Below are 23,744 nucleotides of genomic sequence, written 5' to 3'. Positions count from 1 at the left end.
CGCGAGGCCATACCAAGGCCTCGCGCAGCGTCCGGGATCAAAGGTAGAGCCGGTGGATGACCTGCCGGGTGTCGTCGGGATCGCTGTGGGTTTCAAAACCCAGGCTATGGGCCAAGTCCCGCATCGACGCATTGCTGGCCGCATCGACGGAGTACATCTGGCGATAGCCGTTTTTACGCGCGGTGTCGATCAGGTGCTCCATCAACAACGTCCCCAGTCCCAGGTGTTGCCAAGGGTCGGCGACCGTCACCGCACACTCGCATTCGTGTTCCTGGGTCGCGCAATAGCGGCTGACACCGATCTCGATCAACTCGCCGTTGTCATGGACCAGGGCGATGTAGGCCATGCGCGTCTTGCAGTCGACGTCCATCAAGTTATCGAGCAGCGCCGCGCCCGGCTCATTGATCTGCGCCAGGAAGCGCATGTGCCGGGACTCCGGTGACAGGCGCATGATGAAGTCGTATTCGCGCTGGCGATCCTGCTCCCTGAGCGGGCGGATCAAGACATGCCGGCCGTCCTTGAGTGCCTGGATCCAGTGTTTGCCACTGATGCTGGCATACAGGGCAGCGGCGCGTTCGTTGTGGTCTTTGACAGTGAGCATGGTGCGATCCTCCCTCGGATGTGCACGTGCGGTGCGATAAAAAGCTACGCATTCGGTACTGTTCTACGCCCGCCACGGCGATCGATTCTGATCTGGATCAGTGCCCGCGTATCCGCCCGTCGATTGCCCGGCCTTTGATTCAGATCAAACCGTCCGGGGCCTTGATGGGCGCACGCTGAAGATCGCTCCGGAAAAGGCCGGTGCGAGGTTTGGGATTTCGTGTGGGCAATCCGATGGAGGTGTGCGATGGGGCAATACCAGCGTCTGCTATTGATCGTCGAACCTGATCTGCACCCCTCCGCAGCGATGCGCAGGGCCTGTGCCCTGGCCCGGGCCAGCGGCGCCGCACTGCACTTGTGCGCGTTCGTCCAACCGCCGGCGCGCACCCACTTATGGGGTGAAAAAATCGATGAAGCGAGTGTGCAGCGCTATCTGCACCGCTACCGTCGCTGGATGGTGGAGGAGGCGGCGCTGCTCAAGGAGGAAGGCCTGGATGTGACGACTCACGTGGTATGGACGCTCCATCCGTTGCTGGACATCCTGCGCTATGTCGAGCAGTTCCAGCCTGACCTGCTGATCAAGGACGTTACCCTCGAACCTTTGCTCAAGCGTGTGTTCGCAACGCCGCTGGACTGTCATCTGTTGCGCGACTGTCCGGTGCCGGTGCATCTGGTCAACCAGGCGGTGCACGGCTTGCCGCGCCGGGTCGTGGCGGCGGTGGACCCTTCGGACCCCGAGGCCAATGCCTTGAACGAGCACATCGTCCAGACTGCTGCCGCGATGGCCCGGCAATGCGACGCCTCGCTGCATCTGTTGTACGCCTGCGACCTGTCGCCGGCCTTCAACGGCGAAGCCTCGTTGCTGGCCGGGGCTTGGGATGACGACTTTGCCGACGCCCTGCGCGAATCGCTGCATGCGGCGTTTATCAGCCTGGCCGGGCGCTGTGGCGTACCGGCGGAGCGTCGGCACTTCGTCGTTGGCTTGCCAGTGCCGGTTATCCAGGAATTCGTCGACGAATTCGAGGCCGACGTGGTGGTGATGGGCACTGTGCACCGCGCCGGTCTTGAGCGTTTGATTGGCAGCACGACAGAACGGGCCTTGTACTCGGTGCCGGGCAGTGTGCTGGCGGTCAAGGGATGAGTACGATGGCCCCGTTGACCTGTCCGCTCCTCAGGTGCTCCAGCGCTTGGTTGGCTTGGACCAATGGGTAGCAGGTCACGTTGCAATGCACGGGTGTGTGCTGGAGCTGTTCGAAAAATGCCAGGCCGTCCGCGCGGGTCAGATTGGCCACTGAGCGCACGCTGCGCTCCTGCCACAACAGGCGATAGGGGAAGGCAGGGATGTCGCTCATGTGAATGCCGGCGCACACCACGCAACCGCCTTTGGCGGTGGCTTGCAAGGCCAGCGGCACCAGTTCGCCGACGGGGGCGAAGATCAGGCTGGCGTCCAGCAGATGGGGCGGGAGCTGATCCGATGCCCCGGCCCAGGTCGCGCCCAGCGAACGGGCATAGGCCTGGCCGAGGTCGTCACCGGGCCGAGTGAAGGCATAGACTTGCTGGCCCCGGCCCACGGCGATCTGGATCGCCAGGTGCGCAGCGGCGCCGAAGCCATAAAGGCCCAAGTGAGGGGCGTTTTGCGCCATCTGCAAGGCCCGGAAACCGATCAGCCCTGCACACAGCAAAGGCGCGGCTTCGGCGGCCTCAAGCGTATCGGGGAGGGGGAAGCAGAATCGCGCATCGGCGACGGTGTAGTCGGCATAGCCGCCGTCCAGCTGGCAGCCGGTGAACAGTGCCTGGTCGCAGAGGTTCTCCCGGCCCGAGCGGCAGAACTCACACACGCCACACGTCCACCCCAGCCAGGGCACGCCTACCCGTCGGCCGATCCAGTCCGGGGCCACCTGCGCGCCGACGGCGGTGACCTCACCGACGATCTCGTGGCCCGGCACCCGAGGCAATCGAGCCTGGGGCAGTTCACCGTCGAACAGATGCAAGTCGGTACGGCACACACCGCAGGCTTGCACCTTGATCAGCAGTTGCCCGGCGGCCGGCGTCGGTTGAGGGCGTTCTTCCAGTTGCAAGGGCTGGCCAATCGTGTGCAGGACCATGGCGCGCATGAGCATTCTCCTGTGTGAGCGGGCGCTCGCCATGCCAGTGAGCGGCGCCAGGGCATCGAGCAAGCACCTTGTATGACCTTAGCGTCCCTGGTTCTGATGTAAATCAAGTCACCCTTATTCCCGCGTTCCAGAATCAGGCATGGCAACCCTGTGTTTTTGCGGAGGACGTGATGAGCGATTTTCTCAGCCCCGACCAACTGGAAGGTATTGACGCCTACTGGCGTGCGTCCAATTACCTGGCCGTAGGACAGATCTACCTCAAGGACAACCCGTTGCTGCGCAAACCACTGCAACAGGGGCACGTCAAACCTCGCTTGCTGGGCCACTGGGGCACGACGCCGGGGCTGAATCTGATTTACGTGCACCTCAATCACCTGATCAAGTCCCGTGACCTGAACATGATCCTGATCACCGGGCCCGGTCATGGCGGCCCGGCCATCGTCGCCCAGAGCTACCTGGAGGGTAGCTTCACCCAGTGTTATCCCTCGGTGGAGCAGAACGAAAACGGAATGTTGCGCCTGTTCCGGCAGTTTTCCTGGCCTTATGGCTTATCCAGCCATGTCTCGGCGCAGATTCCCGGCTCCATCCATGAAGGTGGGGAATTGGGTTATTCCCTGGCCCATGCCTATGGCGCGGCGTTCGACAACCCTGACCTGATCGTGGCCTGCGTCATCGGCGACGGTGAGGCGGAAACCGGGACGTTGGCGGCGAGCTGGCATTCCAATAAATTCCTCAACCCCAGGCGTGACGGCGCCGTACTGCCCATTCTTCATCTCAACGGTTTCAAGATCGCCAACCCCACGCTGCTTTCGCGCATCAGTGAAGACGAGCTGTCGGCCCTGATGTATGGCTACGGCTACGATCCTTATTTTGTCGAAGGCGACGATCCGCAAGCGGTGCACCAACAGCTGGCCAGGACCCTGGACGGCATGTTGCTCAAGATTCGCGAAATCCAGCGCACAGCCCGCGCGGATTCGTCGGGACGTACCCTGGAACGCCAGCTCTGGCCGATGCTGGTGCTGCGCACGCCCAAGGGTTGGACCGGTCCGAAATTCGTCGATGGCCAGCAGGTCGAAGGCACCTGGCGCGCCCACCAGGTGCCGCTGAGCCACTTCGAGCTGCCCGCGCATTTGACGCAACTGGAACAATGGCTCCAGAGCTACCGTCCGCAGGAGTTGTTCGACGACAACGGTGCGTTGCTGCCGGACATTGCCGCGTTGGCGCCGACGGGACATCGGCGCCTGGGCGCCAATCCTCATGCCAATGGCGGCGTGCTGCTCAAACCCTTGGAACTGCCCAGGTTCACCGATTACGCCGTGCAATTCAGCGCGCCCGGCAGCGTGCAGGCAGAGGCCACCCGGGTGTTGGGTGGTTTTGTGCGCGATGTGATGAAGCACAACCTGGGGGCAGCCAATTTCCGCCTGTTCGGCCCCGACGAAACCGCCTCCAATCGCCTTGATGCGGTGTACGAGGTCAGTGGCAAAGCCTGGATGGCGGCCCTGGAGACGGGCGATACGAACCTGGCGTGCGACGGCCGGGTGATGGAAATCCTCAGCGAGCAAGTGTGTGAAGGCTGGCTGGAGGGGTATCTGCTGACGGGTCGGCATGGGCTGTTTTCCTGCTATGAGGCGTTCATCCACATCGTCGATTCGATGTTCAATCAGCACGCCAAATGGCTCAAGACCGCGGCCCAGATCCCGTGGCGCGCCTCGATTGCTTCGCTCAATTACCTGCTTACGTCCCATGTCTGGCGACAGGACCACAACGGCTTCTCCCACCAGGACCCGGGGTTCATCGACCTGGTGGCGAACAAGAGCGCCGACGTGGTGCGCATCTACCTGCCAGCGGACGCCAACTGCCTGTTGTCCGTGGCCGATCACTGCCTCAAGAGCCGCGATTACATCAATGTGATCGTGGCCGGCAAACAGCCGGAATGGCAGTGGCTGGACATCGATTCGGCCGTTCGGCACTGCTCGGTCGGGATCGGTCGCTGGGCCTTTGCCTGCAACAACGACGAAGACCCGGACGTGGTAATGGCCTGTGCCGGTGACGTGCCAACGTTGGAAACCCTGGCCGCTGTCACGCTGCTGCGTGAATACGTGCCGGACCTGCGGGTGCGGGTGGTGAATATCGTCGACCTGCTGGCCCTGCAACCGCCGCAACAGCATGCCCACGGGTTGCCGGACGCCGAGTTCGATGGGTTGTTTACCGTGGACAAGCCAGTGATTTTCGCCTTCCACGGCTATCCGTCGCTGATTCATCGACTGGTCTACAAGCGTCACAACCACGATAACTTCCATGTCCGCGGTTTCATGGAGGAGGGCGCCACCACTACGCCGTTCGACATGGCGGTCATCAACCACCTGGATCGCTACCAACTGGCGCTCGATGTCATCCAGCGTGTGCCACGGTTGCAGCCGCTGGTGGACGGCGCTCGGGATCGCTACTGGGCAACGATGGAAAAGCATCAGTTGTACCTCATCGAGCATGGGCAGGACATGCCCGAAGTCTTGAATTGGCGCTGGACGCCGACGCCGCAATGACGGCCAACATGCCTCATGGCATCGACGCTGCGCCGTGGCGTTCGAGCCCGACTTTGGAGACCCATCATGAGCCAGTACCAACGCCTGTTGCTGATCCTCAACCCGGCACAACGTCATTCGCCCGCCCTGCATCACGCCGCGGCCCTGGCGGCGGCCAGTGGGGCGCACTTGCATGTCACCGCCTTGATTCCCTCGCTGGACATTCTTTCGCTGCTTGAAGAAGGGCCTCGTGAGGAAGCGCGGCAGAACTATCTCCAGGACCATCGCCATTGGTTGGAGGATGAGGCGGACAAGATGCGCCGCCGTGGCCTGCGGATCACCACTGAGGTGGAATGGGCCCAGAAGATGGGCAAGCAGATCCTGCAACACGTTACGCAGATCCAGCCGGACTTGCTGATCAAGCAGGTACAACACGAGCCTATGCTCAAGCGGGCATTTTTCACCCCGCTGGACTGGCAACTGCTGCGCAACTGTCCTGTTCCGATGTACCTGGTGGGGGCCACCGGTCATGCGCTGCCGCGCACAGTAGTCGCGGCGGTGGACCCTTCCAGTGCGTTTGCCCAGAACAGCGGGCTGAATGACCGGATCATCCGCCAGGCCATGGGGCTGGCCTTGCAGTGCGACGCCGAGCTGCATCTGGTTCATGCCTATGAGGTGTCGTCAGTCTATCTGGGGGACGCGGGCGGTGGCGGCCTGGCGCTGTCGCAGCTCAGCAAGGAACTGCGCAGGAGCCTGGAAAAAACCTTCCTGGAACTGGCGAACCTGTTTGGTGTGCCGGCCGAGCGCAGGCATTTTCTACTGGGGCATCCGGTCTCGGCCCTGAGTGAATTTGCCCTGGAGCATGAAGTGGACGTGATCGTCATGGGGCGATTCCAGCACGACGATCTGTATGGGCTACTGGGCAGCACGACCGAGCACATCCTGTACCAGGTGTCGTGCAGTGTTCTGGCGGTGTGATGAATCGGACTTGACCGCTGGGTTGTTGACAAAGATCAACGGCAACGAGGTCAAACAATGTGACCAATAGGCTTACGATCGATTGTCCAGGAGCACCGCCATGCGCATGACATTTCTCGGGGCCGCCGGTACGGTCACCGGTAGCAAGTACCTGCTGGAACACGACGATCAGCGCATCCTGATCGATTGCGGTCTGTTCCAGGGCTACAAGCAGTTGCGCCTGCACAACTGGGACCCCTTCGAGCTGCCGATGCGTGACCTGGATGCGATCGTACTGACCCACGCCCACCTGGACCACAGCGGCTACCTGCCGGTGCTGGTGCGTAATGGCTATCGCGGCCCCGTCTATGCAACGCCGGCGACCTGCGAGCTGGTGAAGATCCTGCTGCGCGACAGCGCTCGCTTGCAGGAAGAAGAAGCCGAATACGCCAACCGCAAGGGGTTTTCCAAACACGCGCCGGCCTTCCCGCTGTACACCCGTGAACACGCTGAACGAGCGCTGAAACTGCTGCGCCCGATTGCATTCGAACACCCGGTGGAGATCGCCCGGGGGATCACCATCTTGCTGCGTCGCGCCGGGCACATCCTCGGAGCCGCGACGGTACAGGTCCAGGCTGGTGGGGTGACGCTGGTGTGTTCCGGGGACTTGGGGCGACCCGAGGATCCGGTGATGTTCGCGCCGAAAGTCATCGAGCAGGCGGATGTCCTGCTGGTGGAGTCGACCTACGGCGACCGTCGACACCCACACGAGTCGCCGGAAGATCAATTGGCTGAGGTGATCACTCGCACCGCGCTGCGCCGTGGCATCACGTTGGTGCCCTCGTTCACGGTTGGCCGTGCCCAGTTGCTGATGTACCACCTGTATCGCCTGAAACAACGCCGGGCGATCCCCGATATCCCGATCTACCTCAACAGCCCCATGGCCATCGACGTCACCCGGTTGTACCAGCGTTTTGGTGACGAGCATCGTCTCTCCAGGGAAGAGTGCGAAGGCATGTGCCACATCGCCCATCCTGTGCGCTCGGTCAAGGACTCCATGGCCCTGGACCTGCAACGTACTCCGGCGGTGATCATCGCCGCCAGTGGCATGGCCACCGGCGGGCGCGTGCTGCACCACCTCAAGAGCCTGGCGCCCAACCCCATCAACACCTTGCTGATGCCCGGTTTCCAGGCTGGCGGTACGCGAGGTGCGAGAATTGTGGCGGGTGAGCCTGCGGTGCGCATCCATGGCAAGGACGTGCCGATCAATGCCGAAGTGGTGCCCATGCAAACGCTCTCGGCCCATGCCGATGCCGACGAAATCATGCAATGGCTGCGCGGCTTCAAGACACCCCCCCGGCACACCTATGTCGTGCATGGCGAACCCAATGCGTCCGACGTCTTGCGCCATCGCATTGGCGACGAACTGGGGTGGTCGGTGTCGGTGCCGGAGTACCGCGATAGCGTCGAACTCTGAACGACCGCCTTCGCGAGCAAGCTCGCTCCCACAGGGGATTTTCTGTGCCCACGGGATTTGTACCCGCCACGGTTCAGTGTGGGAGCGGGCTTGCTCGCGAAGGCATTAGTCCAGTCCCCATCATCGTCAGCTGACCCACCGCTATCGCGAGCAAGCTCGCTCCCACAGGGGATTTTCTGTGGTCGCGGGATTTGTGCCAGCCACGGTTCAGTGTGGGAGCGAGCTTGCTCGCGATAGCGGTGGTCGCTTCAACGACGCATTCGGCCTGAAATAAGCACAGGCATGAAAAAGCCCCTCGTCGTTGGCCGGCGAGGGGCAGGGCTCAAAGCGATCAGTCGGCCTTGATCGGCACGACCTTTTCCGCTTTCAGTGCTTCCGGTTTTTTTGGCAGTGTCAGCGTCAGCACGCCTTTGCTGAACTGGGCTTCGATCTTGTCGCTGTCGACGCCTTTTGGCAGGTTGAACACGCGTTCGAAGGAGCCGTAATGGCGTTCGGACAGGTGATAACCCTTTCTTTTTTCTTCCTTGGTGTCTTTTTTCTCCCCCTTGATGATCAGGTTGCCGTTGGCCAGACGGATTTCGATGTCTTTCTGATCCATGCCGGGCAACTCGGCGGTGATTTCAAAGCTCTTTTCCTTCTCGCTGATGTCAACGGCCGGCAGGCTGCTCATGGAGAACTCGCGACGCCAGAAGGGCTCGACATCGAACAACCCGCGACTGAAAGGAGAAAGCGCTGTGCCCCGATTGAAGTCATCGAACAGGTGGTCGACCTGCTGGCGGAGTTTTTCAAGCGGATGCCAGAGGTCCATCTTGGCGGGATGCGGAGCGTTGTCTTCGGTTTTGACCGGCATTTTTTTCACTGAATTGGACATTTGATTTTCCTCTTTTGTGATATCCGGGCGGGTAGCTGGCCAGATGACCAGATACCGTTGCCGAACGGGTCAATGCACGCTTGCGAACTTACAAAGTCAGTTGGCCGGACCAGAGCATCCAGCCGGCGAAGATCGCCGCCGCCCAGATCACCAGCAGCAGGCCCCAGCCAAAACCAGTGAGGGCCCGGCCCGTCCTGGCCCGTTGAGCGCTCAGGTAGATCAGCGAGCCGGGGGCATAGAGCAGGGCACTGAGCAGCATGTACCGGGGGCCGGCGGCGTAGAGCAGCCAGACGCAATAGCCCGTCGCGACCACAGCGATGGCCATGTCGCGCAGTTGCAGGCCGCGATGGCCGGCGTAGGTCTGGCCTTGCCAGGTCATTTTCAGTGCATACAGGCCACTGAACAGGTAGGGCAGCAGGATCATCGAGGTGGCAAGAGAAATCAGCGCCAGGTAGCTGGCACTCGAATACAGGGTCAGCAACAGGAACAATTGGATGCAGCCGTTGGTGATCCACAACGCGTTGGCCGGTGCGCCGTGTTGGTTTTCCGTGGCCAGCAGGCGCGGCATGACCTTTTCCTTGGCCGGGGTGAACACCGATTCGGCTGCCAACAGCGTCCAGGCCAGCAGCGCGCCGCCCACTGACACAATCAGGCCAATACTGATCAGCACCGCGCCCCAAGGCCCGGCCACCGCTTCCAGTACACCGGCCATGGAAGGGTTCTTCAGCGCGGCCAGTTCGGGCTGTCTGAGGATGCCCAGGGACAATAGGGAAACGGCGATCAGCAGCATCAATGTCAGGATGAAGCCAATCACCGTGGCGCGGCCGACGTCGGCCCGTTCGGCGGCCCGGGCGGAGAATACGTTGGCGCCTTCAATACCGATGAACACCCAGACCGTCACCAACATGGTGCTCTTGACCTGGTCCAGCGTACTGCCCAGTGCCGGCGTGCCCCAGAAATCCACCATGAAGGTGTCCTTGGAGAACGCGGCAATGACCAGCCCGATGAACAACAGCAACGGCACCACCTTGGCGATCGTCGTCAGGGCGTTGGCCTTGGCGGCGGTGCGCATCCCGCGCAGGATCATCCAATGCAATGCCCACAGCACCACAGAAGCGCCAACGATCGCGGCTTTGTTATTACCTTCGCCAAACACGGGGAAAAAGTAGCTGAGCGCAGCGAACAGAATCACCAGGTAGCTGACATTGCCGATCCAGGCGCTGATCCAATAGCCCCACGCCGAATTGAAACCGAGGAATTCGCCACCCAGGGCACGGGCGTAGGCAAACACACCGTTGTCCAGTTCCGGTTGGCGGTTGGAGAGAGTCTGGTAGACCAGGGCCAGCGAGAGCATGCCCACCCCGGTGATGAGCCAGCCGATCAGGATCGCTCCGGCACCGGCGCTGGCTGCCATGTTCTGGGGCAGGCTGAAGATGCCGCTGCCGATCATCGAACCGACGACCAGAGCGATCAACAAACTCAGCGACAGGCGTCTGGGCTCGACCTTTCGCAAACTGCCGGCCAAAGGGTGAGGTGTGACGGTCGGGATGACCGGTTCTGTACCTTGCAGGTGCGTTGCCATGATCAAAGCCTCCATGAGACGGGAGGTTCGGTAACCTTCGTCGATGCAAAGGTTCGAACGCTGAGTCTTAATCTCGGCTTGAAGGCGTGGAGGGGTATTGACGTAGATCAGATGTCATGCAGAGCAGGCATCACAGTTCCGCATGACGATGACAACCGGCGACTTTTTGCTTGAGGCCGGGCAAGTCCAGAATCGTGACATTGCGCCCATGCATGTCCACCAGTTCCTCCTGGCGCAGGTGGGCGATGCCCCGGCAGATGGTTTCCAGGCGCAGGCCCAGGTAGGAGCCGATGGCTTCGCGGCTCATGCGCAGCACGAATTCCCTGGAGGAATAACCTCGCATGTTAAGCCGCTGGGACAGGTTCAATAGAAACGCCGCCAGGCGTTCGTCGGCGTTCATGTTGCCGAGCATCAACAGCATGCCGTGGTCGCGCACGATTTCCTGGCTGAGGAGTTTGTTCAGGTTGTGCTGCAACGACGGTAAGTCGTGGGCCAGTTTTTCCAGGAGGTTGAAGGGTAGCGGGCAGACTTCGCTGTCTTCCAGGGCAATGGCATTACAGGCGTAGCGATCGGTGCTGATGGCGTCCAGGCCAAGCATTTCGCCTTGCATCTGGAAACCGGTGACCTGTTCGCGACCGTCTACCGAAAGGACGCTGGTCTTGAAGAAACCCAATCGCACCGCATACAACGAGCGCAGCGGGTCGCCGGTGCGATACAGCGCTGCGCCTTTCTTGACCTTCACTCGCTGGGCGATCAGGGTGTCGAGGCGCTCGACTTCACCGCCCGTCAGGCCAATGGGCAGGCACAGCTCAAGCACGCTGCAGTTCGAGCAAGCGGTCTTGAGAGCATGCACGTGCAGAAGTCGCGGTTCGGACTCGGCCATGGGGAAAATTTCCTATAGTTGGGGCAAGCATAGAACAACAACTCAGCCGTGCCTGTTTTTTGTCACCTAAAGCCATACCGGCTATCGATAGACGCAGAACGGGTACAAAGGATGGGGGTGCAAACCTTCACTATGGGACTTGTAGATGACGCTATTGCGTCGTGGGTGGGCGTACAGGGGGGGGCGTTGGATTCGTTCACGCCGTGACCGATCGATCAACGGCCAGGCGCTGTCAAACCAGTCGCAAAGCCAGCGCAGCGCGTTTGAGTGGCAGGAGCGGGGCAAACTCTTCAGGTGTCAGGGTTTCCTTTTCCACCAGCAGATGGGCCCCGGCGTCGAGGTCTTCCCGGTGGCTTTCCAGCAGTGTCCTGGCGCGTTGATAGGCTTCAGCGAGCAAGGCGCGGATACCCAGGTCGACTTCCCTGGCGGTTTGTTCCGAGTAGTCCTTGTCACCCATTTCCGTGCGCTCGCCCAGGTAACTGGCACTTTTGCGTTCCAGCACCGCCAGGCCAAGCTCTGTGCTCATGCCAAAGCGGGTGATCAACTGTCGGGCGATATCCGTGGCGTGGGCCAGGTCATCAGCGGCTCCGGTCGAGACTTGGCCGTAGGCAAGGCATTCGGCGGCACGTCCCGCCATCAGCACGACCATGCGGTCCTTGAGCATCTGGCAACTGACGAGAAAATGATCTTCCGTCGGTCGTTGCAGGGTATAGCCCAGCGAGCCAATGGCGCGCGGCACGATCGATACCTTATGGACCGGGTCCATGTCCGGCAGGTTGCTGGCCGCCAACGCATGCCCCATTTCGTGGTAGGCCACCACTTGGCGTTCATCGGGATGTAACAGGCTGCTCTTGCGTTCGATCCCGGCAACGATGCGCTCCACGGCCGCGGTGAAATCGTCGAGGCTGACCGTTTCGGCACCGCGTCGAGTGGCGATGATGGCGGCCTCGTTGACCAGGTTGGCCAGGTCTGCGCCAGTAAAACCCGTGGTGATGTCGGCGATACGCTCGCTATCGAGGTCCTGGCCAGTGACGATCTTCTGCAGGTGAACCTTGAGGATCGCCTGCCGGCCTTTACGGTCGGGGCGATCGATCAGGATCTGTCGATCGATCCGGCCGGCTCGCAACAGCGCCGGGTCCAATACCTCGGGGCGGTTGGTCGCCGCCAGCAGCACGACCCCTTCACGCGGGTCGAACCCATCCAGTTCTGCCAACAGCTGGTTGAGGGTCTGCTCTTTTTCGTCATTGCCGCCCAGGACGCCGACGCCGCGCATTTTGCCCAGCGCATCGAGCTCGTCGATAAAAATGATGCAGGGCGCGGCCTGTCGGGCCTGTTCGAACAAGTCATGCACGCGAGCGGCGCCGACACCCACGAACATCTCGACGAATTCCGACCCTGATATCGAGAAGAAGGGCACGCCGGCCTCTCCAGCGATGGCTTTGGCAACCAGGGTCTTGCCGGTGCCTGGCGGACCGACCAGCAATGTACCTTTGGGAATGTGCGCCCCCAAGCGTGCGTATTTCGCCTTGTCCTTGAGGAAAGAAACAATCTCCACCAGCTCGACCTTGGCTTCGTCGATGCCGGCAACGTCGGCAAAGGTCACGCCGGTATCGCGTTCGACGAACACCTTGGCGCGGGACTTGCCGATGTTCATCAAACCACCCATGCCCTGTTTTTCCGCCAGCCCACGAAACAGGAAATGCCAGATCACCATGATCAGCACGAAGGGCAGCAACCAGCCCAGCAGGCCACTGAGGAAGGTGTTTTCGTTGATGCCGGTGAACCCGACCCCCGAGTGGGCGAGATCCGCCGCCAGTGCCGGTTCCACCCTCACGGTCGCGAACTGGGTGTGGCCGTCGATGGGTTCCTGCAACTGGCCGCGGATCTGGTCCTTCTCTACCCGTAGATCGCTGACCTGCCGATTGTTCAGCAATTGCAGAAACTGGCTATAGGGGATGACCTGCACCGCGGGGCGTTCGAAAAACAGGAACTGCACCAGGCTGAACACGGCCAGCGCAATGAAGAAGTAGGACAGGTTCCATTGGTGGTTTTTTTTCATGGCCTCGACTCAATAAAAGGCCTCGGACGAACAGGCCGCGCATAAATGGTCGGGGAGATCGCCGGCTCCCTGGTTTGCTTTTTCTACGCCTGAGGGCTGCAAAGACATTGAGCTAAATCAACTCGGTTCAAGTGAGTCACGGTGTGGGCGTCGGACGAGCCATGCAGTTGACAAGGATCAGAGTGGGCAGAGGGTGTTGCCAGATACTCGAGCCAGTTGCTAGCCGTTTTTCCTGCTGCGCTTAACCGAGGAAATAACCATGGCCTTGAATCGATACTTACCTGTCGTATTAATGAGCATTTTTCTGGCAACCACTGCCGGGTGCTGTAACAAGCTCGCCCAAGAAGTGGATGCCCGACTGGAGTCGGCGGAAAATAACGCTGCAACGGCAAGGCTCCGGGCGGATGAGGCCTACAGGAAGGCTGAGCAGGCCCAGATAATGTCCGAGCAGGCCCAACGTACCGCCGAGGAGGCAAGCATCCGGGCCACTCGGATGACCGACGATAAGGCCTTGCGTAAGTAATCAGCGGATATATGGGGCATGGGCAACAGGCGGGCGCTGCGCGTGTTCGTCCACCTTCGGTTTCCTGACGCGCGAGGGTCAGAACGGCCCCAGCTTGAGCGGGTACTGGATGACGATATACAGCCGGTCGATGTCATCGCCGCCCTGGCTGCTGTTGGCGCGATGGGTGACGTGGGACAGTTGCAACGACAGGTCCTTGGCCGGGCCTGACTGCACGATGTAGTGCAGGTCCAGGTCGCGCTCCCAATGGCGTGCGCCAGCGCCTTGTTGCGGACTGTAAGTGCCTGTGTCGCTATCGAACGGGTTGTAGGCGCCGCCTTGGGGAGCATGGCTGCCGTCTATCCCGCGTCCAGTCACATAGCGGGCCATGAAGCTCAGGCCGGGGATGCCCAAGGTGCCCAGGTCGAGGTCGTAGCGCGCTTGCCACGAGCGCTCGCCGGGGCCGTTGAAGTCGGCATATTTGATCGAGTTGGCCAGGTAGATGGAGTCGCCGCCGACGAAATCGAAGGGCGTGTCGCCGTTGATTTTCTGATAGGCCAGGGTGAACGCCTGGGCATTGAACCGGTACTTGCCGCTCAGGCTATAGGCTGTGGTGTCGATGGCCCCGGCAATGGCCTTGCCATCGTCGCGGGTGTGATACAGGTTGCCGTCGAGGAACAGTTCGCCAACGGTGGCATGCAGGTTGGCATAGTACTGGCGCCAGGTATCGCTCAGTTCGGAGGCGTAGAGCGCGCCGCCCAGGGCTTGGCCGCTGAGCAGGTCGGCGCCGATGAAGTCGATGACGCCGTGGCGCGTCGTCGCCCCATACCCGGAAAAATCACCCTTGCTGGTCGAGGCGTCCTGATTCTTGAACGCACTGAAGTGACCCGCTTGCAGGTCGACCCCTTCGAACTCGCGGCTGGAGAGTAGCAGGCCGCTGGCGTATTCGGGTTGCAGGCGCTTGTCTGCGGTATCGAATACCGGGCTCTGCACAGTCATTTCGCCGACCGCCAGGGTGGTGCGTGAGGCGTTGAATTTCAGCGCACCGCCGGCACTGGAGTAGTGGTCCTCGCTTCGCCCGTTCTCATCCAGCGGCAATAATCCCGTTCCGGAGTGCCCCTTGCCGCCGTCCAGTTTCAACCCCAGGAACCCGTGGGCATCGATGCCTACGCCGATCGTGCCGGGGGTGAAACCGGACTCGAACGAGGCGATGAAGCCCTGGGCCCATTCCTGTTTGTAGCTTTTGCCTGCCGGGGTCGGGGCGCGATAGTCATTGTTGAGGTAGAAGTTACGGCTGAGGACTTGCAGCGTCGCCCCGTCGAGAAAGCCAGGCGTGCTTTGCGCGAGTTCCGCTGCCATCGCCGGTGCGGTGCCGCTTGTGAGCAGGGCAAGCAGCCAGAGCGGCTTCAGGGCGGCGGTTGAGTGGTGTGGTGCAGGCAACATGCTTAATTTCCATGTCAAAGGGACCGTGTCAGCGGGAAATGCCTGGCGCACCGCACGGTGGGTCGGCAGCTTCCCGCTTGAAAAACAGGTCTGGGCAGAGGGCTTCATTCTTGGGCGCGGGGCGTGAGCGTGCGAGTTAAACGTTGTTAATTGCGTTCAGGTACAGCACTGGGCGCTGCACTCACTCAGCATGTGGTTGCAAGTTCTGCGGTATGAGGCGAGTGCATGTTGACCTTCTCCGGCTGGTGCATGAGTGGCCGTTCTTTTGACTCGACACCTGTGACTCGGCGTCAGCGCGTTTGGACCTGAGCTTGCAACTGTCCACCGACAATGGCTATTTCCTTGAGCTGCAAACCGTCGCGCACGACGAACAATGCGTCCATCCCTCGCTCCTGTGCCAAACGGGGGCCTTGGATTTCGCCCAGTACCATCAACGCTGTGGCCCAAGCGTCAGCGAGCATGCATGAGGTCGACACCACCGTGACGGCCGCGAGTGCGTTGCACAGCGGGGTGCCGGTGGCCGGGTTCATTGTGTGGGCGAAAGATTGCCCACGGACGTCGACCCAGTGTCGATAATCCCCGGAGGTGGCGATGGCGGCGTCGCTGAGCTCCATCACACCCATGACCTCACGCACGCCCCGACGGGGTTTTTCCACGGCCACGACCCAGGGTTGCCCATCAGGTTTGCTGCCGCGGGCGCGCATCTCGCCGTCGATGCCTACCAGGTAGCGTGTGATGCCAAACCTGTCCAGGCAGCGGGCCAGCTCATCGACCCCAAAACCTTTGGCAATGCCGTTCAAATTGAGGTTAAGCGGTGCCTGTTTGCGCACCTGGTTGCGTTGTGAATCAACGACCAACGCTGCACTAGTCGAGCGTCGAGTTGGCGCAGGCAACCCATCGAACGCCGGTTCGGTGATAGACAGCTCCTCGGGACCGAAGCCCCAGGCGTCCACCAGATCACCAACGGCGATGTCGAAGGCGCCGTCCGATTGCCGGCTGACGCGCAGCGCCGCCGCCAATACCGTGGTCAGTTCCTCGGGCACCGCTATCCATTCTTGCAAAGGTGCGTTGTTGAGACGATTGAGGTCCGAATCGGGTTTCCAGGTAGACATTTGCTGGTCCACCCGGCCCACGGCGTGCGCCAGGCTGTGACTGATCGGGCGGGTGTCGAGTTCGGTTTCGGCATAGAACAGGGCGGTATAGCGCGAGCCCATGGTTTCGCCGTTCAGGCTGTAGCGTTGCAAATCAGTAGACGTCTTCACGATAACGTCCTTGTGCCTTAAGGGTCCGCACATTCAGGTTGAGGGGAGCCAGCACTTCATCCAGCGCCAGCATCACCCCCTTGGCCATCTCGCGACCGCCGCAAACCAGTACCTGGGCGCCTTTTTCGATCAGCCGACGCAACATCAGGGCGTCGCTGATCAGTCGGTCTTGCACGTAGGAACGGTCCATGACCTGGGAAAAGGCCGCGTGTAATGCCGTCAGGCGACGGTCAGCCAGGTAATGGTTGAGCTCGGCCTCGTAGAGGAAGTCCGAGGCTGGGTTACGTCCGCCCCAATACAAGTGCATGGGGTGGTGGGCCTTGTTATTCCGGATAAAACCGGCCAGTGGGCCGATGCCGGTACCGGCGCCGATCAGGATCACTGGATGCGCTCCCGACGCTGGGCGAAATTGTGGGTTCGGTTGGATAAAGGCGTCGATGGTCGCCCCGATCTCCACGCTGTGAAGGAATGATGAACACAGACCTCCTTTGTGTTTGCGTACGCAGATCTCCAGCACGCCGTCCTGTGAGCTGCTGGCCAGCGAGTAGAACCGAGGGAGGGGGTTGCCAGGGGGCAGGATGCCGACCAGATCTCCGGCTTCAAAGGCCGGTAATGTCCCTGAGGCTTTGAAACGTAGCACGTGGGTGGGCGCGCCGACCTGTTCACCATAGGCAATGCGCTCGACCAGGATCAGTTGATGGGTGCGTGGCGGCTGAGCGGTGTGGATCAGTGTCAAGTCATGCCCCAGCACTTCACCCACGGCGTGGCCCCAGCGCGCGAATTCCTGGGAGGACTGGCGGTTGATGGTTTCCAGTCCGATCAACGGCGTGCCACCGGCCTGCGACAAGGCATCCTGCACCTGGTGGGCAAACTGACAGAACCGTGGAAACTGGCGGTCACCAAAACCCAGCACGGCAAACGCCTGGCCGGGTTTCAGGCCGGTGCTGGCCAGTTGGGCCAGAAACTGCGAAGCCGAGGCCGGGGCATTGCCGTCACCGTGGGTTGCGGTGAGGATAAACACCCGTTGCGCGTTGATGCAGGCGTTGGTGTATTGATTCATTGCCGCGCTATGAACGCGGTGGCCGGCTTGATGCAAGGCTTCATGCAACGTGTTGGCAAAGCCCCAGGTGCTGTTGGTTTCGCTGCCTACCAGGATCACGGTGTCGGCGGATTGCGCGGGGCTGTCATGACGGATGTTCGGCGCGGCTTTGCGGCGACGCCACCACATCAGGATGCCGGTGATGCTCATCAGCGGCACGCAGAGTGCACTAAGGCCGAGTAACAGGCCGAGCCACCACAGTCCTTCGCCGGTGTGCAATCGATAGATCCATTCGTAGACGGTGTGCATCCCGTCATGGGCTTGATAGGACAGCAGGGTGCCGCTGGCCGGGTCTACATAGCCGTCGCCCTGGGTTGTGCGCAGGGAAAACACGTCTTGCGGGTTATTGGGACTGGGGTAGACGAGTTCGCGCAGGTCATTCAGATCGATTGAAGCCAAGGCGCGCAGGTTCGCCACCGGCAGGGCTGGGGCGCTGCTGACGTGCTCGGGGAATGCGGGCTCGAGCTGGCTGCCATCGGTGATGAAGTCGAACGTCACGGCGCACAGATAGAGCCCGGTCAGGGTCGACAACAACAGCCCCCATAGCGCCAGGCGCCCGAGTTCAGCATGCCAGCGCTGGCTGAAGTTGCCCCGCAGGGGACGCAGCAGGTTGCGCCAGCCGCCGACCCGCCGAACCAGCAACAGCGCCCCGGACACCGACAGCATGAGCATGGCCAGCGCGCCGACCCCCGCAACCCCATGGCCCGGCGTCCCGAGGAACAGCGAGCGGTGCAGCTCTTTCATCCAGCGAGAGACGGTGCCGGGCTCGTAAGGTGCCAAGCCTTGACCGGTCAACGGGTCGACCTCTTCGGCGCCGACCTGGCCGTCACGGTTGTAGTAGACGATGACCGTCCCGGACGCCGTACGCTGGATCTGCTCCACCGCTGGAAAGTGTCCGGCGACGCGTCCCGCCAACTGAGCGACATTGACCTGCCCGACCGCAGTGGACGTGTTGTCCAGGCGTTCAAGGGCCGGATTGACAGACAATATCGCGCCGCTGATGGCCAATACCATGACCAAAAGGGCGGCAATCAAACCGGGTAGGGCGTGGAGCTGGCGAAGCATGTTCGGCCTCCGCAGATGGCAGGTGCTACAGATCGTAGGTAAAGGATTCGACAAAGGTATTGCCCGCCACTGGCTTGCCTGCGCCTTGCGAAGTCAGGGCCACGCTGACGTCGGCCCGGGCATCACGCTTATCCTCGACGGCGCTATCGATACGGATCTGATACCCGGCATCGATCAGCGTGTCTGCCAGCTCGACACTGACTTTGAGGGTGTCCCCACTGCCGACGCTGGCGCCGCTGACGCCGTCGTACTCGCTGGGGTTCAGCTTGCTTCCACGGGCCCAGTCGGCCAGGTGCTTGTAGTACTTGGCCTTTTTGCCGGCCACCCAGAGGGTTTTCTGGTATTGGCCGCTGGCGTCGGTGACGTAGATCGCCAGGTACGCATCGTTGCCGCTGTAGCGCTTGAGCTGGGTGGTGAGGGTTACTTCACGGGCCTGAGCCAGCCCCGGCAGGATAATGGCGCCGGCGAGGCAGGTTGCAGCGATGATTTTTTTCATGGGGGTTGTCCTTTTGATCGTTGGGGCGAGAGCCTGGACCTGCTTGCTGACAGCAACCTGAACGGCAGGATCAACGCGTCGAAATGTCACGGCGCGGGCGCAGGGGCGAGGTAAGCGCTGGCATCGTCATCGTCCCGGAAGTAGATCTCGAGCTCGCGCAGGTGCAGCGACGCTGGTGTGTAGCGGGCTTCGATGACATTGCCCTGGCGGTCCAGGCCCTTGAGCTTGTAACAGCCGTCGTCGACCTTGATGCGCTGCACCGTCCAGCCGTACCGCTGTTCCACCTGCAGGCGCAGGGTTTCCCGTGGCTGCCAGTCGTTGACCGGTTCGCCGCAGTCGTCATCGGCCAAGGCGTAACCGTTGGCCAGCACACTTATCAGCGCAGTGCTGGCGATAAAACCTGATTTCATGATCTGTCTCCTGCCGGGGTTTCGTTGTGGGCATACCCTACGGGGCATTCCTGACAGCCAGCTGAATCTTCAGATTCACGTCAGGTAAGGCCGCTAAGGTGCGGCACAACCACGATGACAGGAGCTGCCCGATGCGGGTTTTATTGGTTGAGGACTCGCCAAGGCTGGGAGATGCGGTGCGCGAACAGATCGCCGATGACGGCCATGCCGTTGACTGGGTGCAGAACCTTGCCCAAGCCCGCAGCAGCGTGAGCACGACCGCTTATGACTTGATCCTGCTTGACTTGATGTTGCCGGACGGTCGAGGGCTGGACTTCCTGCGTCAACGACGCAGCGCAGGTGACGCGACTGCGGTGATCATCCTGACGGCCCAGGACCAGATCTCTGATCGAATCGCCGGCCTCAATGCCGGTGCCGACGATTACCTGGTCAAACCCTTCGACCTGTTTGAACTGTCGGCCCGTGTGGCTGCGGTGGCCCGTCGTTACAGCGGCAATCCCAACCCCCAGATCAGGCTCGGTGAGCTGCACGTCGACATGGCTGCCCGTACGGTGCATCGGGCCGACGTGGCCGTGGACCTCACGGCCCGGGAATGGGCGCTGTTGGAGGCCTTCATCCAGCGCCCCGGCGCGCTGCTGTCCAAGGGGCAACTCGAAGATCGTCTGTACGCCTTTGGCGCCGAAATCGAAAGCAACACGATCGAGGTCTACATCAGTCGATTGCGCAAGAAACTCGGGCGCGACCTGATCGAGACCGTGCGGGGCATGGGTTACCGGATGGTGTCGGCATGAAGACGACCTTCAGCCTGCAAAAACGTTTGGGCCTGGGACTGACGCTGGGCATGACGTTGCTCTGGCTGATGGCGACAATCGGCACTTGGCGCGGGGTGCAACATGAGCTGAACGAGGCCTTTGACAGCGCACTGGAGGAGACCGCCCAACGCATCCTTCCCCTGGCCGTACTGGAAATCAGCAACCGGGAAAACCCGGGGGAGGTGCAACAGGTCGCCACCCTGAAGATGCACAAGGAGCACCTGACTTATCTGGTGCGCGATGCCGCAGGCAAGGTCCTGATGCAGTCCCACGATGCCAACCCGCGGATCTTCAGCAAACACCCGGCCGAGGGGTTCTCCACGATTGGAAAGTACCGTCTGTATGGCGCCAGTGCGCTGCGTGAGACGGTATTCATCGAAGTCGCCGAGCCGTTGCGCCATCGCCGCGAGGCCGCACGACAGGCCTTGTTTACCTTGTTGTGGCCGTTACTGGCGCTGGTCCCCATCAGCCTGTTGGGGACCTGGCTATTGGTGCGCATGAGCCTGGGCAGCGTGCTGGCCTATCGTTACGCGGTAGAGGCCCGTGGCGTGGGTGATCTGTCGCCGATCAAGGTGTCGCGGTTGCCGGCAGAAATCAACCCCTTGGCGGATGCGGTCAACCGCCTGCTGGAGCGTTTGCGCAGAGCCCTGGAGGCCGAACGCAGCTTCACCGCCAACAGCGCACATGAGCTGCGTACACCATTGGCCGCGACACTGGCGCAAGTCCAGCGGCTGTACCAGGAGGCCCCTGAAGGTCCGTTGCGTTTGCGTGTGAAAAAGATCGAAAGCGCCTTGCGCGAATTGGCCCGGTTATCGGAAAAACTCATGCAATTGGCCAAGGCTGAAGGGGGCGGCCTGCTCTCGCAAACGCCTCAGGACCTGGTCCCGTTGTTGGCTCACGTGGTGGATGAATGGCGGCACAACAGCACCCGCCAGATCGCGCTGCAACTTCCTGCCCAGGCCCATGTGTATTCGACCCTCGACCCGGATGCCTTCGGCATCCTGTTGCGCAATCTGATCGAGAACGCATTGAAGTACGGTGCGATGGATCAACCCATCGAAGTCACCCTCACGGACCAGGCGCTGCTGCGGGTGATCAACGGCGGACCGGTGGTACCGGTGGCCGTCCTGCAGCACCTGACCGAACGTTTCGTGCGCGGCCAGAGTGAAACCAGTGGCGCGGGATTGGGGTTGGCGATCGTCAAGACGATTGTGCAGGGCATCAATGGACGAATCGAACTGTTATCTCCGGCAAGAGACCGGCAGGAGGGATTTGAGGTTCGGGTCTGGCTACCGCTTGCCACGGTTGCCGTCGGTCATTCGTCAGCCAGCTAGCCCGGGCATTCTTGACAATCCATCAGCCTTGAGCAAATACTCGCGTCCATATTCATATATATGACTAGATAACAAGGTGAATAAGGTCGATGAAATCTCTCTCCAGTGATGCCCGCCTGCCGCTGTATCAACGTTTACGCGACCAATTGGCTGAGCAGATCGCCAATAACCGTTGGCGTCCGGGGGAGGCGATTCCTACTGAGGCGGCACTTTCAGCCGAATACCAGTTGTCTACCGGCACGGTGCGCAAGGCCATCGATGCGCTGGTCAGCGAGGGCGTCCTGGAGCGCCAGCAAGGGCGCGGTACTTTCATTCGCCGGCCGCAATTCCAATCGTCGCTGTTCCGTTTTTTCCGCTTTCAAAGCGCTTCAGGCGAACGCCGGGTTCCCGAGAGCCGGATCCTGTCGGTGGAGCCGGTGGCCGCGCCTTCGGCGGTGGCCCAGGCGCTGGGGCTACCGGCCGACGCTCCGGTGATTCGTATCGTGCGAGTGCGTCTGCTGGAAGTGGAGCCGGTGCTCGCCGAAGAAATCTGGTTGCCCCGTAGCCGCTTCCAAACCTTGCTCGAAATCGACCTGAGTCAAAAGGGCCCGTTGCTTTACCCCATTTATGAAGAGGTTTGCGGCCAGGTGGTCGCCTATGCCGAAGAAACCCTCACCGCCGAATCGGTGAATGAGGTGTACGCGCGATTGCTGCAAGTGCCGGTCAACAGCCCGGTGGTGGTGATCGAGCGTCTGGCGCGGGATTACGCCGGCAATCCCCTGGAGTGGCGACGCTCTCGCGGGCATGCCGAGCACTTTCGCTACAGCGTGGAAATTCGCTGACCCGACCCGGCTAGCGGCGAGTCGGTCGCCGCTGTCCCTACCGTTTTGTTTGTCATGACTGGCCCTGTAGCGGCGCGGTTCGCTCTCGGCTGCCTTTCGTTCCACCCATAAGGATAACAATCATGTTCAGTTGGTATCGCCAAGTCACTGCGCGGGAGCGCAAAACGTTTTGGGCCTGTTTCGGCGGATGGTCGCTCGACGCCTTGGAAGTACAGATGTTCGGCCTGGCGATCCCGGCGTTGATCGCCGCGTTCGCCTTGAGCAAGGGCGATGCCGGGCTGGTCAGCGGCGTGACCCTGGTCACTTCGGCCATTGGCGGCTGGGTCGGCGGGACGTTGTCGGACCGTTACGGTCGGGTGCGCACGCTGCAGTGGATGATCTTGTGGTTTTCGTTCTTCACCTTCCTGTCGGCGTTCGTCACAGGCTTCCACCAGCTGTTGATCGTCAAGGCGCTGCAGGGCTTCGGGATTGGCGGGGAATGGGCCGCCGGTGCGGTATTGATGGCCGAGACCATCAACCCCAAGTATCGCGGCAAGGTCATGGGCACGGTACAAAGCGCCTGGGCGGTGGGTTGGGGGCTGGCGGTCGGCGTCTTCACGCTGATCTACTCCCTCGTGCCGCAAGACATGGCCTGGCGGGTGATGTTCGTCGTGGGCTTGCTGCCGTCGTTCCTGATCATCTGGGTGCGGCGCAACGTTGAAGAGCCCGACAGTTTCCAGCGCCTGAAAAAAGACAATGTCATCCCGCAAAGTTTCTTCAAATCCCTGGCCGGCATCTTTCGCCCCGAGTTGATCCGTGTGACCTTGTTTGGCGGGTTGCTGGGGTTAGGGGCGCACGGTGGTTACCATGCCGTGATGACCTGGTTGCCGACCTTCCTCAAGACCGAGCGCAACCTGTCGGTGCTCAACTCCGGCGGCTACCTGGCAGTGATCATCTTTGCCTTCTGGTGCGGCTGCGTAGTCAGTGGCCTGTTGATCGATCGCATTGGTCGTCGGAAAAACATCGTGTTGTTCGCGCTGTGCTGCGTGGTCACCGTGCAGTGTTATGTGTTCCTGCCGTTGACCAACACCCAGATGCTGTTCCTGGGGTTCCCGCTCGGCTTCTTCGCGGCCGGTATTCCGGCGAGCCTAGGAGCGTTTTTCAACGAGTTGTATCCGGCGGATGTGCGCGGTGCCGGCGTGGGGTTCTGCTACAACTTTGGCCGGGTGCTCTCGGCGATGTTCCCGTTCCTGGTCGGTCACATGAGCGATTCCATGTCCTTGGGCTCGGCCATTGGCATCGACGCCGGGATCGCCTACGGCGTGGCGGTGATCGCGGCGCTGTGCCTGCCGGAAACCCGCGGCCGCAGCCTGGAAGCCACTGCGGCATCGGCGCCTGTGGTGGAGAGTGACGGCCAGGGCGCCCGAGCCTGATTTTCCTTATTTTCGATAGATGA

Annotated in this window: 20 protein-coding genes; 9 read left to right on the top strand and 11 right to left on the bottom strand. The window is 61.4% G+C overall.

Annotation, left to right across the window (positions count from 1 at the left end; translation table 11 throughout):
• Window positions 1–37 precede the first annotated feature (37 nt).
• Complete coding sequence (locus tag TK06_RS07675; protein ID WP_060741866.1) at window positions 38–601, bottom strand: GNAT family N-acetyltransferase; 564 nt, start codon at window positions 599–601, stop codon at window positions 38–40.
• A 246-nt stretch (window positions 602–847) separates the two neighbouring features.
• Between TK06_RS07675 and TK06_RS07670 the strand changes: the two genes are divergently transcribed.
• Window positions 848–1,741 (top strand): universal stress protein, encoded by an 894-nt coding sequence (locus TK06_RS07670; protein WP_063321565.1) that lies wholly within the window; start codon window positions 848–850, stop codon window positions 1,739–1,741.
• Here the strand turns inward: TK06_RS07670 and TK06_RS07665 are convergent.
• Complete coding sequence (locus TK06_RS07665) at window positions 1,731–2,714, bottom strand: zinc-dependent alcohol dehydrogenase family protein (protein WP_063321564.1); 984 nt, start codon at window positions 2,712–2,714, stop codon at window positions 1,731–1,733. The two genes, TK06_RS07670 and TK06_RS07665, sit on opposite strands and share 11 nt — an antisense overlap.
• A 170-nt stretch (window positions 2,715–2,884) precedes the next feature.
• On the opposite strand from TK06_RS07665, the gene TK06_RS07660 reads away from it, so the two are divergent.
• The 3 genes from TK06_RS07660 to TK06_RS07650 all read left to right on the top strand — a co-directional run bounded on the left by TK06_RS07660 (window position 2,885) and on the right by TK06_RS07650 (window position 7,670).
• Window positions 2,885–5,257: a phosphoketolase family protein gene (locus TK06_RS07660; RefSeq protein ID WP_063321563.1), complete on the top strand. Its 2,373-nt coding sequence runs from the start codon at window positions 2,885–2,887 to the stop codon at window positions 5,255–5,257.
• 66 nt (window positions 5,258–5,323) lie between these two features.
• The gene (locus TK06_RS07655; RefSeq protein WP_063321562.1) at window positions 5,324–6,214 is read left to right on the top strand and encodes a universal stress protein; all 891 of its coding nucleotides are present in this window, start codon (window positions 5,324–5,326) and stop codon (window positions 6,212–6,214) included.
• 100 nt (window positions 6,215–6,314) lie between these two features.
• Entirely contained in the window at window positions 6,315–7,670 is a 1,356-nt protein-coding gene (locus TK06_RS07650; RefSeq protein WP_063321561.1) for an MBL fold metallo-hydrolase RNA specificity domain-containing protein, read from the top strand.
• Window positions 7,671–8,001: 331 nt separating this feature from the next.
• Here TK06_RS07650 and TK06_RS07645 read toward each other — a convergent pair whose 3' ends face one another.
• From TK06_RS07645 to ftsH, 4 genes are all read right to left on the bottom strand, one after another.
• Window positions 8,002–8,541: an Hsp20/alpha crystallin family protein gene (locus TK06_RS07645; protein ID WP_063321560.1), complete on the bottom strand. Its 540-nt coding sequence runs from the start codon at window positions 8,539–8,541 to the stop codon at window positions 8,002–8,004.
• A gap of 88 nt (window positions 8,542–8,629) precedes the next feature.
• Window positions 8,630–10,123 (bottom strand): arginine-ornithine antiporter, encoded by a 1,494-nt coding sequence (gene arcD / locus TK06_RS07640; RefSeq protein ID WP_063321559.1) that lies wholly within the window; start codon window positions 10,121–10,123, stop codon window positions 8,630–8,632.
• Between the two features lie 130 nt (window positions 10,124–10,253).
• Complete coding sequence (fnr, locus tag TK06_RS07635; RefSeq protein WP_063321558.1) at window positions 10,254–11,006, bottom strand: fumarate/nitrate reduction transcriptional regulator Fnr; 753 nt, start codon at window positions 11,004–11,006, stop codon at window positions 10,254–10,256.
• A 232-nt stretch (window positions 11,007–11,238) separates the two neighbouring features.
• Window positions 11,239–13,065 (bottom strand): ATP-dependent zinc metalloprotease FtsH, encoded by a 1,827-nt coding sequence (ftsH, locus tag TK06_RS07630; protein ID WP_063321557.1) that lies wholly within the window; start codon window positions 13,063–13,065, stop codon window positions 11,239–11,241.
• Between the two features lie 259 nt (window positions 13,066–13,324).
• On the opposite strand from ftsH, the gene TK06_RS07625 reads away from it, so the two are divergent.
• The gene (locus TK06_RS07625; RefSeq protein ID WP_063321556.1) at window positions 13,325–13,588 is read left to right on the top strand and encodes an Lpp/OprI family alanine-zipper lipoprotein; all 264 of its coding nucleotides are present in this window, start codon (window positions 13,325–13,327) and stop codon (window positions 13,586–13,588) included.
• A gap of 78 nt (window positions 13,589–13,666) precedes the next feature.
• On the opposite strand, the gene TK06_RS07620 is transcribed toward TK06_RS07625, so the two are convergent.
• The 5 genes from TK06_RS07620 to TK06_RS07600 form a co-directional block, all read right to left on the bottom strand.
• Entirely contained in the window at window positions 13,667–15,010 is a 1,344-nt protein-coding gene (locus TK06_RS07620; protein ID WP_063321555.1) for an OprD family porin, read from the bottom strand.
• A gap of 290 nt (window positions 15,011–15,300) precedes the next feature.
• A complete protein-coding gene (locus TK06_RS07615) occupies window positions 15,301–16,272 on the bottom strand; it encodes an FAD:protein FMN transferase (RefSeq protein ID WP_086936596.1) in 972 nt (323 codons plus the stop codon).
• Window positions 16,256–18,436, bottom strand: coding sequence for a PepSY domain-containing protein (locus tag TK06_RS07610; protein ID WP_063321553.1), 2,181 nt, complete (start codon window positions 18,434–18,436; stop codon window positions 16,256–16,258). The genes TK06_RS07615 and TK06_RS07610 overlap by 17 nt, the downstream gene beginning before the upstream one ends.
• Window positions 18,437–18,461: 25 nt before the next feature.
• Window positions 18,462–18,932, bottom strand: a complete 471-nt coding sequence (locus TK06_RS07605) for a DUF2271 domain-containing protein (RefSeq protein WP_063321552.1) — start codon at window positions 18,930–18,932, stop codon at window positions 18,462–18,464.
• Between the two features lie 86 nt (window positions 18,933–19,018).
• Entirely contained in the window at window positions 19,019–19,342 is a 324-nt protein-coding gene (locus tag TK06_RS07600) for a PepSY domain-containing protein (RefSeq protein ID WP_018602149.1), read from the bottom strand.
• 131 nt (window positions 19,343–19,473) lie between these two features.
• Between TK06_RS07600 and TK06_RS07595 the strand changes: the two genes are divergently transcribed.
• The 4 genes from TK06_RS07595 (at window position 19,474) to TK06_RS07580 (ending at window position 23,721) form a co-directional block, all read left to right on the top strand.
• The gene (locus tag TK06_RS07595) at window positions 19,474–20,133 is read left to right on the top strand and encodes a response regulator transcription factor (protein WP_063321551.1); all 660 of its coding nucleotides are present in this window, start codon (window positions 19,474–19,476) and stop codon (window positions 20,131–20,133) included.
• On the top strand, window positions 20,130–21,488 hold the full coding sequence (locus tag TK06_RS07590) for a sensor histidine kinase (RefSeq protein ID WP_063321550.1): 1,359 nt from the start codon (window positions 20,130–20,132) through the stop codon (window positions 21,486–21,488). Before TK06_RS07595 ends, TK06_RS07590 begins: the two co-directional genes overlap by 4 nt.
• An 89-nt stretch (window positions 21,489–21,577) precedes the next feature.
• Complete coding sequence (locus TK06_RS07585) at window positions 21,578–22,309, top strand: GntR family transcriptional regulator (protein WP_063321549.1); 732 nt, start codon at window positions 21,578–21,580, stop codon at window positions 22,307–22,309.
• A 122-nt stretch (window positions 22,310–22,431) separates the two neighbouring features.
• The gene (locus tag TK06_RS07580) at window positions 22,432–23,721 is read left to right on the top strand and encodes an MFS transporter (protein WP_063321548.1); all 1,290 of its coding nucleotides are present in this window, start codon (window positions 22,432–22,434) and stop codon (window positions 23,719–23,721) included.
• The last annotated feature ends 23 nt before the right edge of the window (window positions 23,722–23,744 follow it).

It is taken from the genome of Pseudomonas fluorescens, assembly GCF_001623525.1.
In the GTDB taxonomy this organism is placed as follows: Bacteria; Pseudomonadota; Gammaproteobacteria; order Pseudomonadales; family Pseudomonadaceae; genus Aquipseudomonas; species Aquipseudomonas fluorescens_Q.
The sequence above is the reverse complement of the archived record's forward strand: the minus strand, read 5'-3'. Positions and strand labels throughout refer to the sequence as shown.

Bases quoted from the DNA above. Each gene is read 5' to 3' on its own strand.
- TK06_RS07655 (WP_063321562.1), top strand. From the start codon at position 5,324: ATGAGCCAGTACCAACGCCTGTTGCTGATCCTCAACCCGGCACAACGT.
- TK06_RS07675 (WP_060741866.1), bottom strand. From the start codon at position 601: ATGCTCACTGTCAAAGACCACAACGAACGCGCCGCTGCCCTGTATGCC.
- ftsH (WP_063321557.1), bottom strand. From the start codon at position 13,065: ATGAAAAAAAACCACCAATGGAACCTGTCCTACTTCTTCATTGCGCTG.
- TK06_RS07650 (WP_063321561.1), top strand. From the start codon at position 6,315: ATGCGCATGACATTTCTCGGGGCCGCCGGTACGGTCACCGGTAGCAAG.
- arcD (WP_063321559.1), bottom strand. From the start codon at position 10,123: ATGGCAACGCACCTGCAAGGTACAGAACCGGTCATCCCGACCGTCACA.
- TK06_RS07665 (WP_063321564.1), bottom strand. From the start codon at position 2,714: ATGCGCGCCATGGTCCTGCACACGATTGGCCAGCCCTTGCAACTGGAA.
- fnr (WP_063321558.1), bottom strand. From the start codon at position 11,006: ATGGCCGAGTCCGAACCGCGACTTCTGCACGTGCATGCTCTCAAGACC.
- TK06_RS07585 (WP_063321549.1), top strand. From the start codon at position 21,578: ATGAAATCTCTCTCCAGTGATGCCCGCCTGCCGCTGTATCAACGTTTA.
- TK06_RS07600 (WP_018602149.1), bottom strand. From the start codon at position 19,342: ATGAAATCAGGTTTTATCGCCAGCACTGCGCTGATAAGTGTGCTGGCC.
- TK06_RS07645 (WP_063321560.1), bottom strand. From the start codon at position 8,541: ATGTCCAATTCAGTGAAAAAAATGCCGGTCAAAACCGAAGACAACGCT.
- TK06_RS07670 (WP_063321565.1), top strand. From the start codon at position 848: ATGGGGCAATACCAGCGTCTGCTATTGATCGTCGAACCTGATCTGCAC.
- TK06_RS07610 (WP_063321553.1), bottom strand. From the start codon at position 18,436: ATGCTTCGCCAGCTCCACGCCCTACCCGGTTTGATTGCCGCCCTTTTG.
- TK06_RS07580 (WP_063321548.1), top strand. From the start codon at position 22,432: ATGTTCAGTTGGTATCGCCAAGTCACTGCGCGGGAGCGCAAAACGTTT.
- TK06_RS07620 (WP_063321555.1), bottom strand. From the start codon at position 15,010: ATGTTGCCTGCACCACACCACTCAACCGCCGCCCTGAAGCCGCTCTGG.
- TK06_RS07660 (WP_063321563.1), top strand. From the start codon at position 2,885: ATGAGCGATTTTCTCAGCCCCGACCAACTGGAAGGTATTGACGCCTAC.
- TK06_RS07625 (WP_063321556.1), top strand. From the start codon at position 13,325: ATGGCCTTGAATCGATACTTACCTGTCGTATTAATGAGCATTTTTCTG.
- TK06_RS07590 (WP_063321550.1), top strand. From the start codon at position 20,130: ATGAAGACGACCTTCAGCCTGCAAAAACGTTTGGGCCTGGGACTGACG.
- TK06_RS07595 (WP_063321551.1), top strand. From the start codon at position 19,474: ATGCGGGTTTTATTGGTTGAGGACTCGCCAAGGCTGGGAGATGCGGTG.
- TK06_RS07605 (WP_063321552.1), bottom strand. From the start codon at position 18,932: ATGAAAAAAATCATCGCTGCAACCTGCCTCGCCGGCGCCATTATCCTG.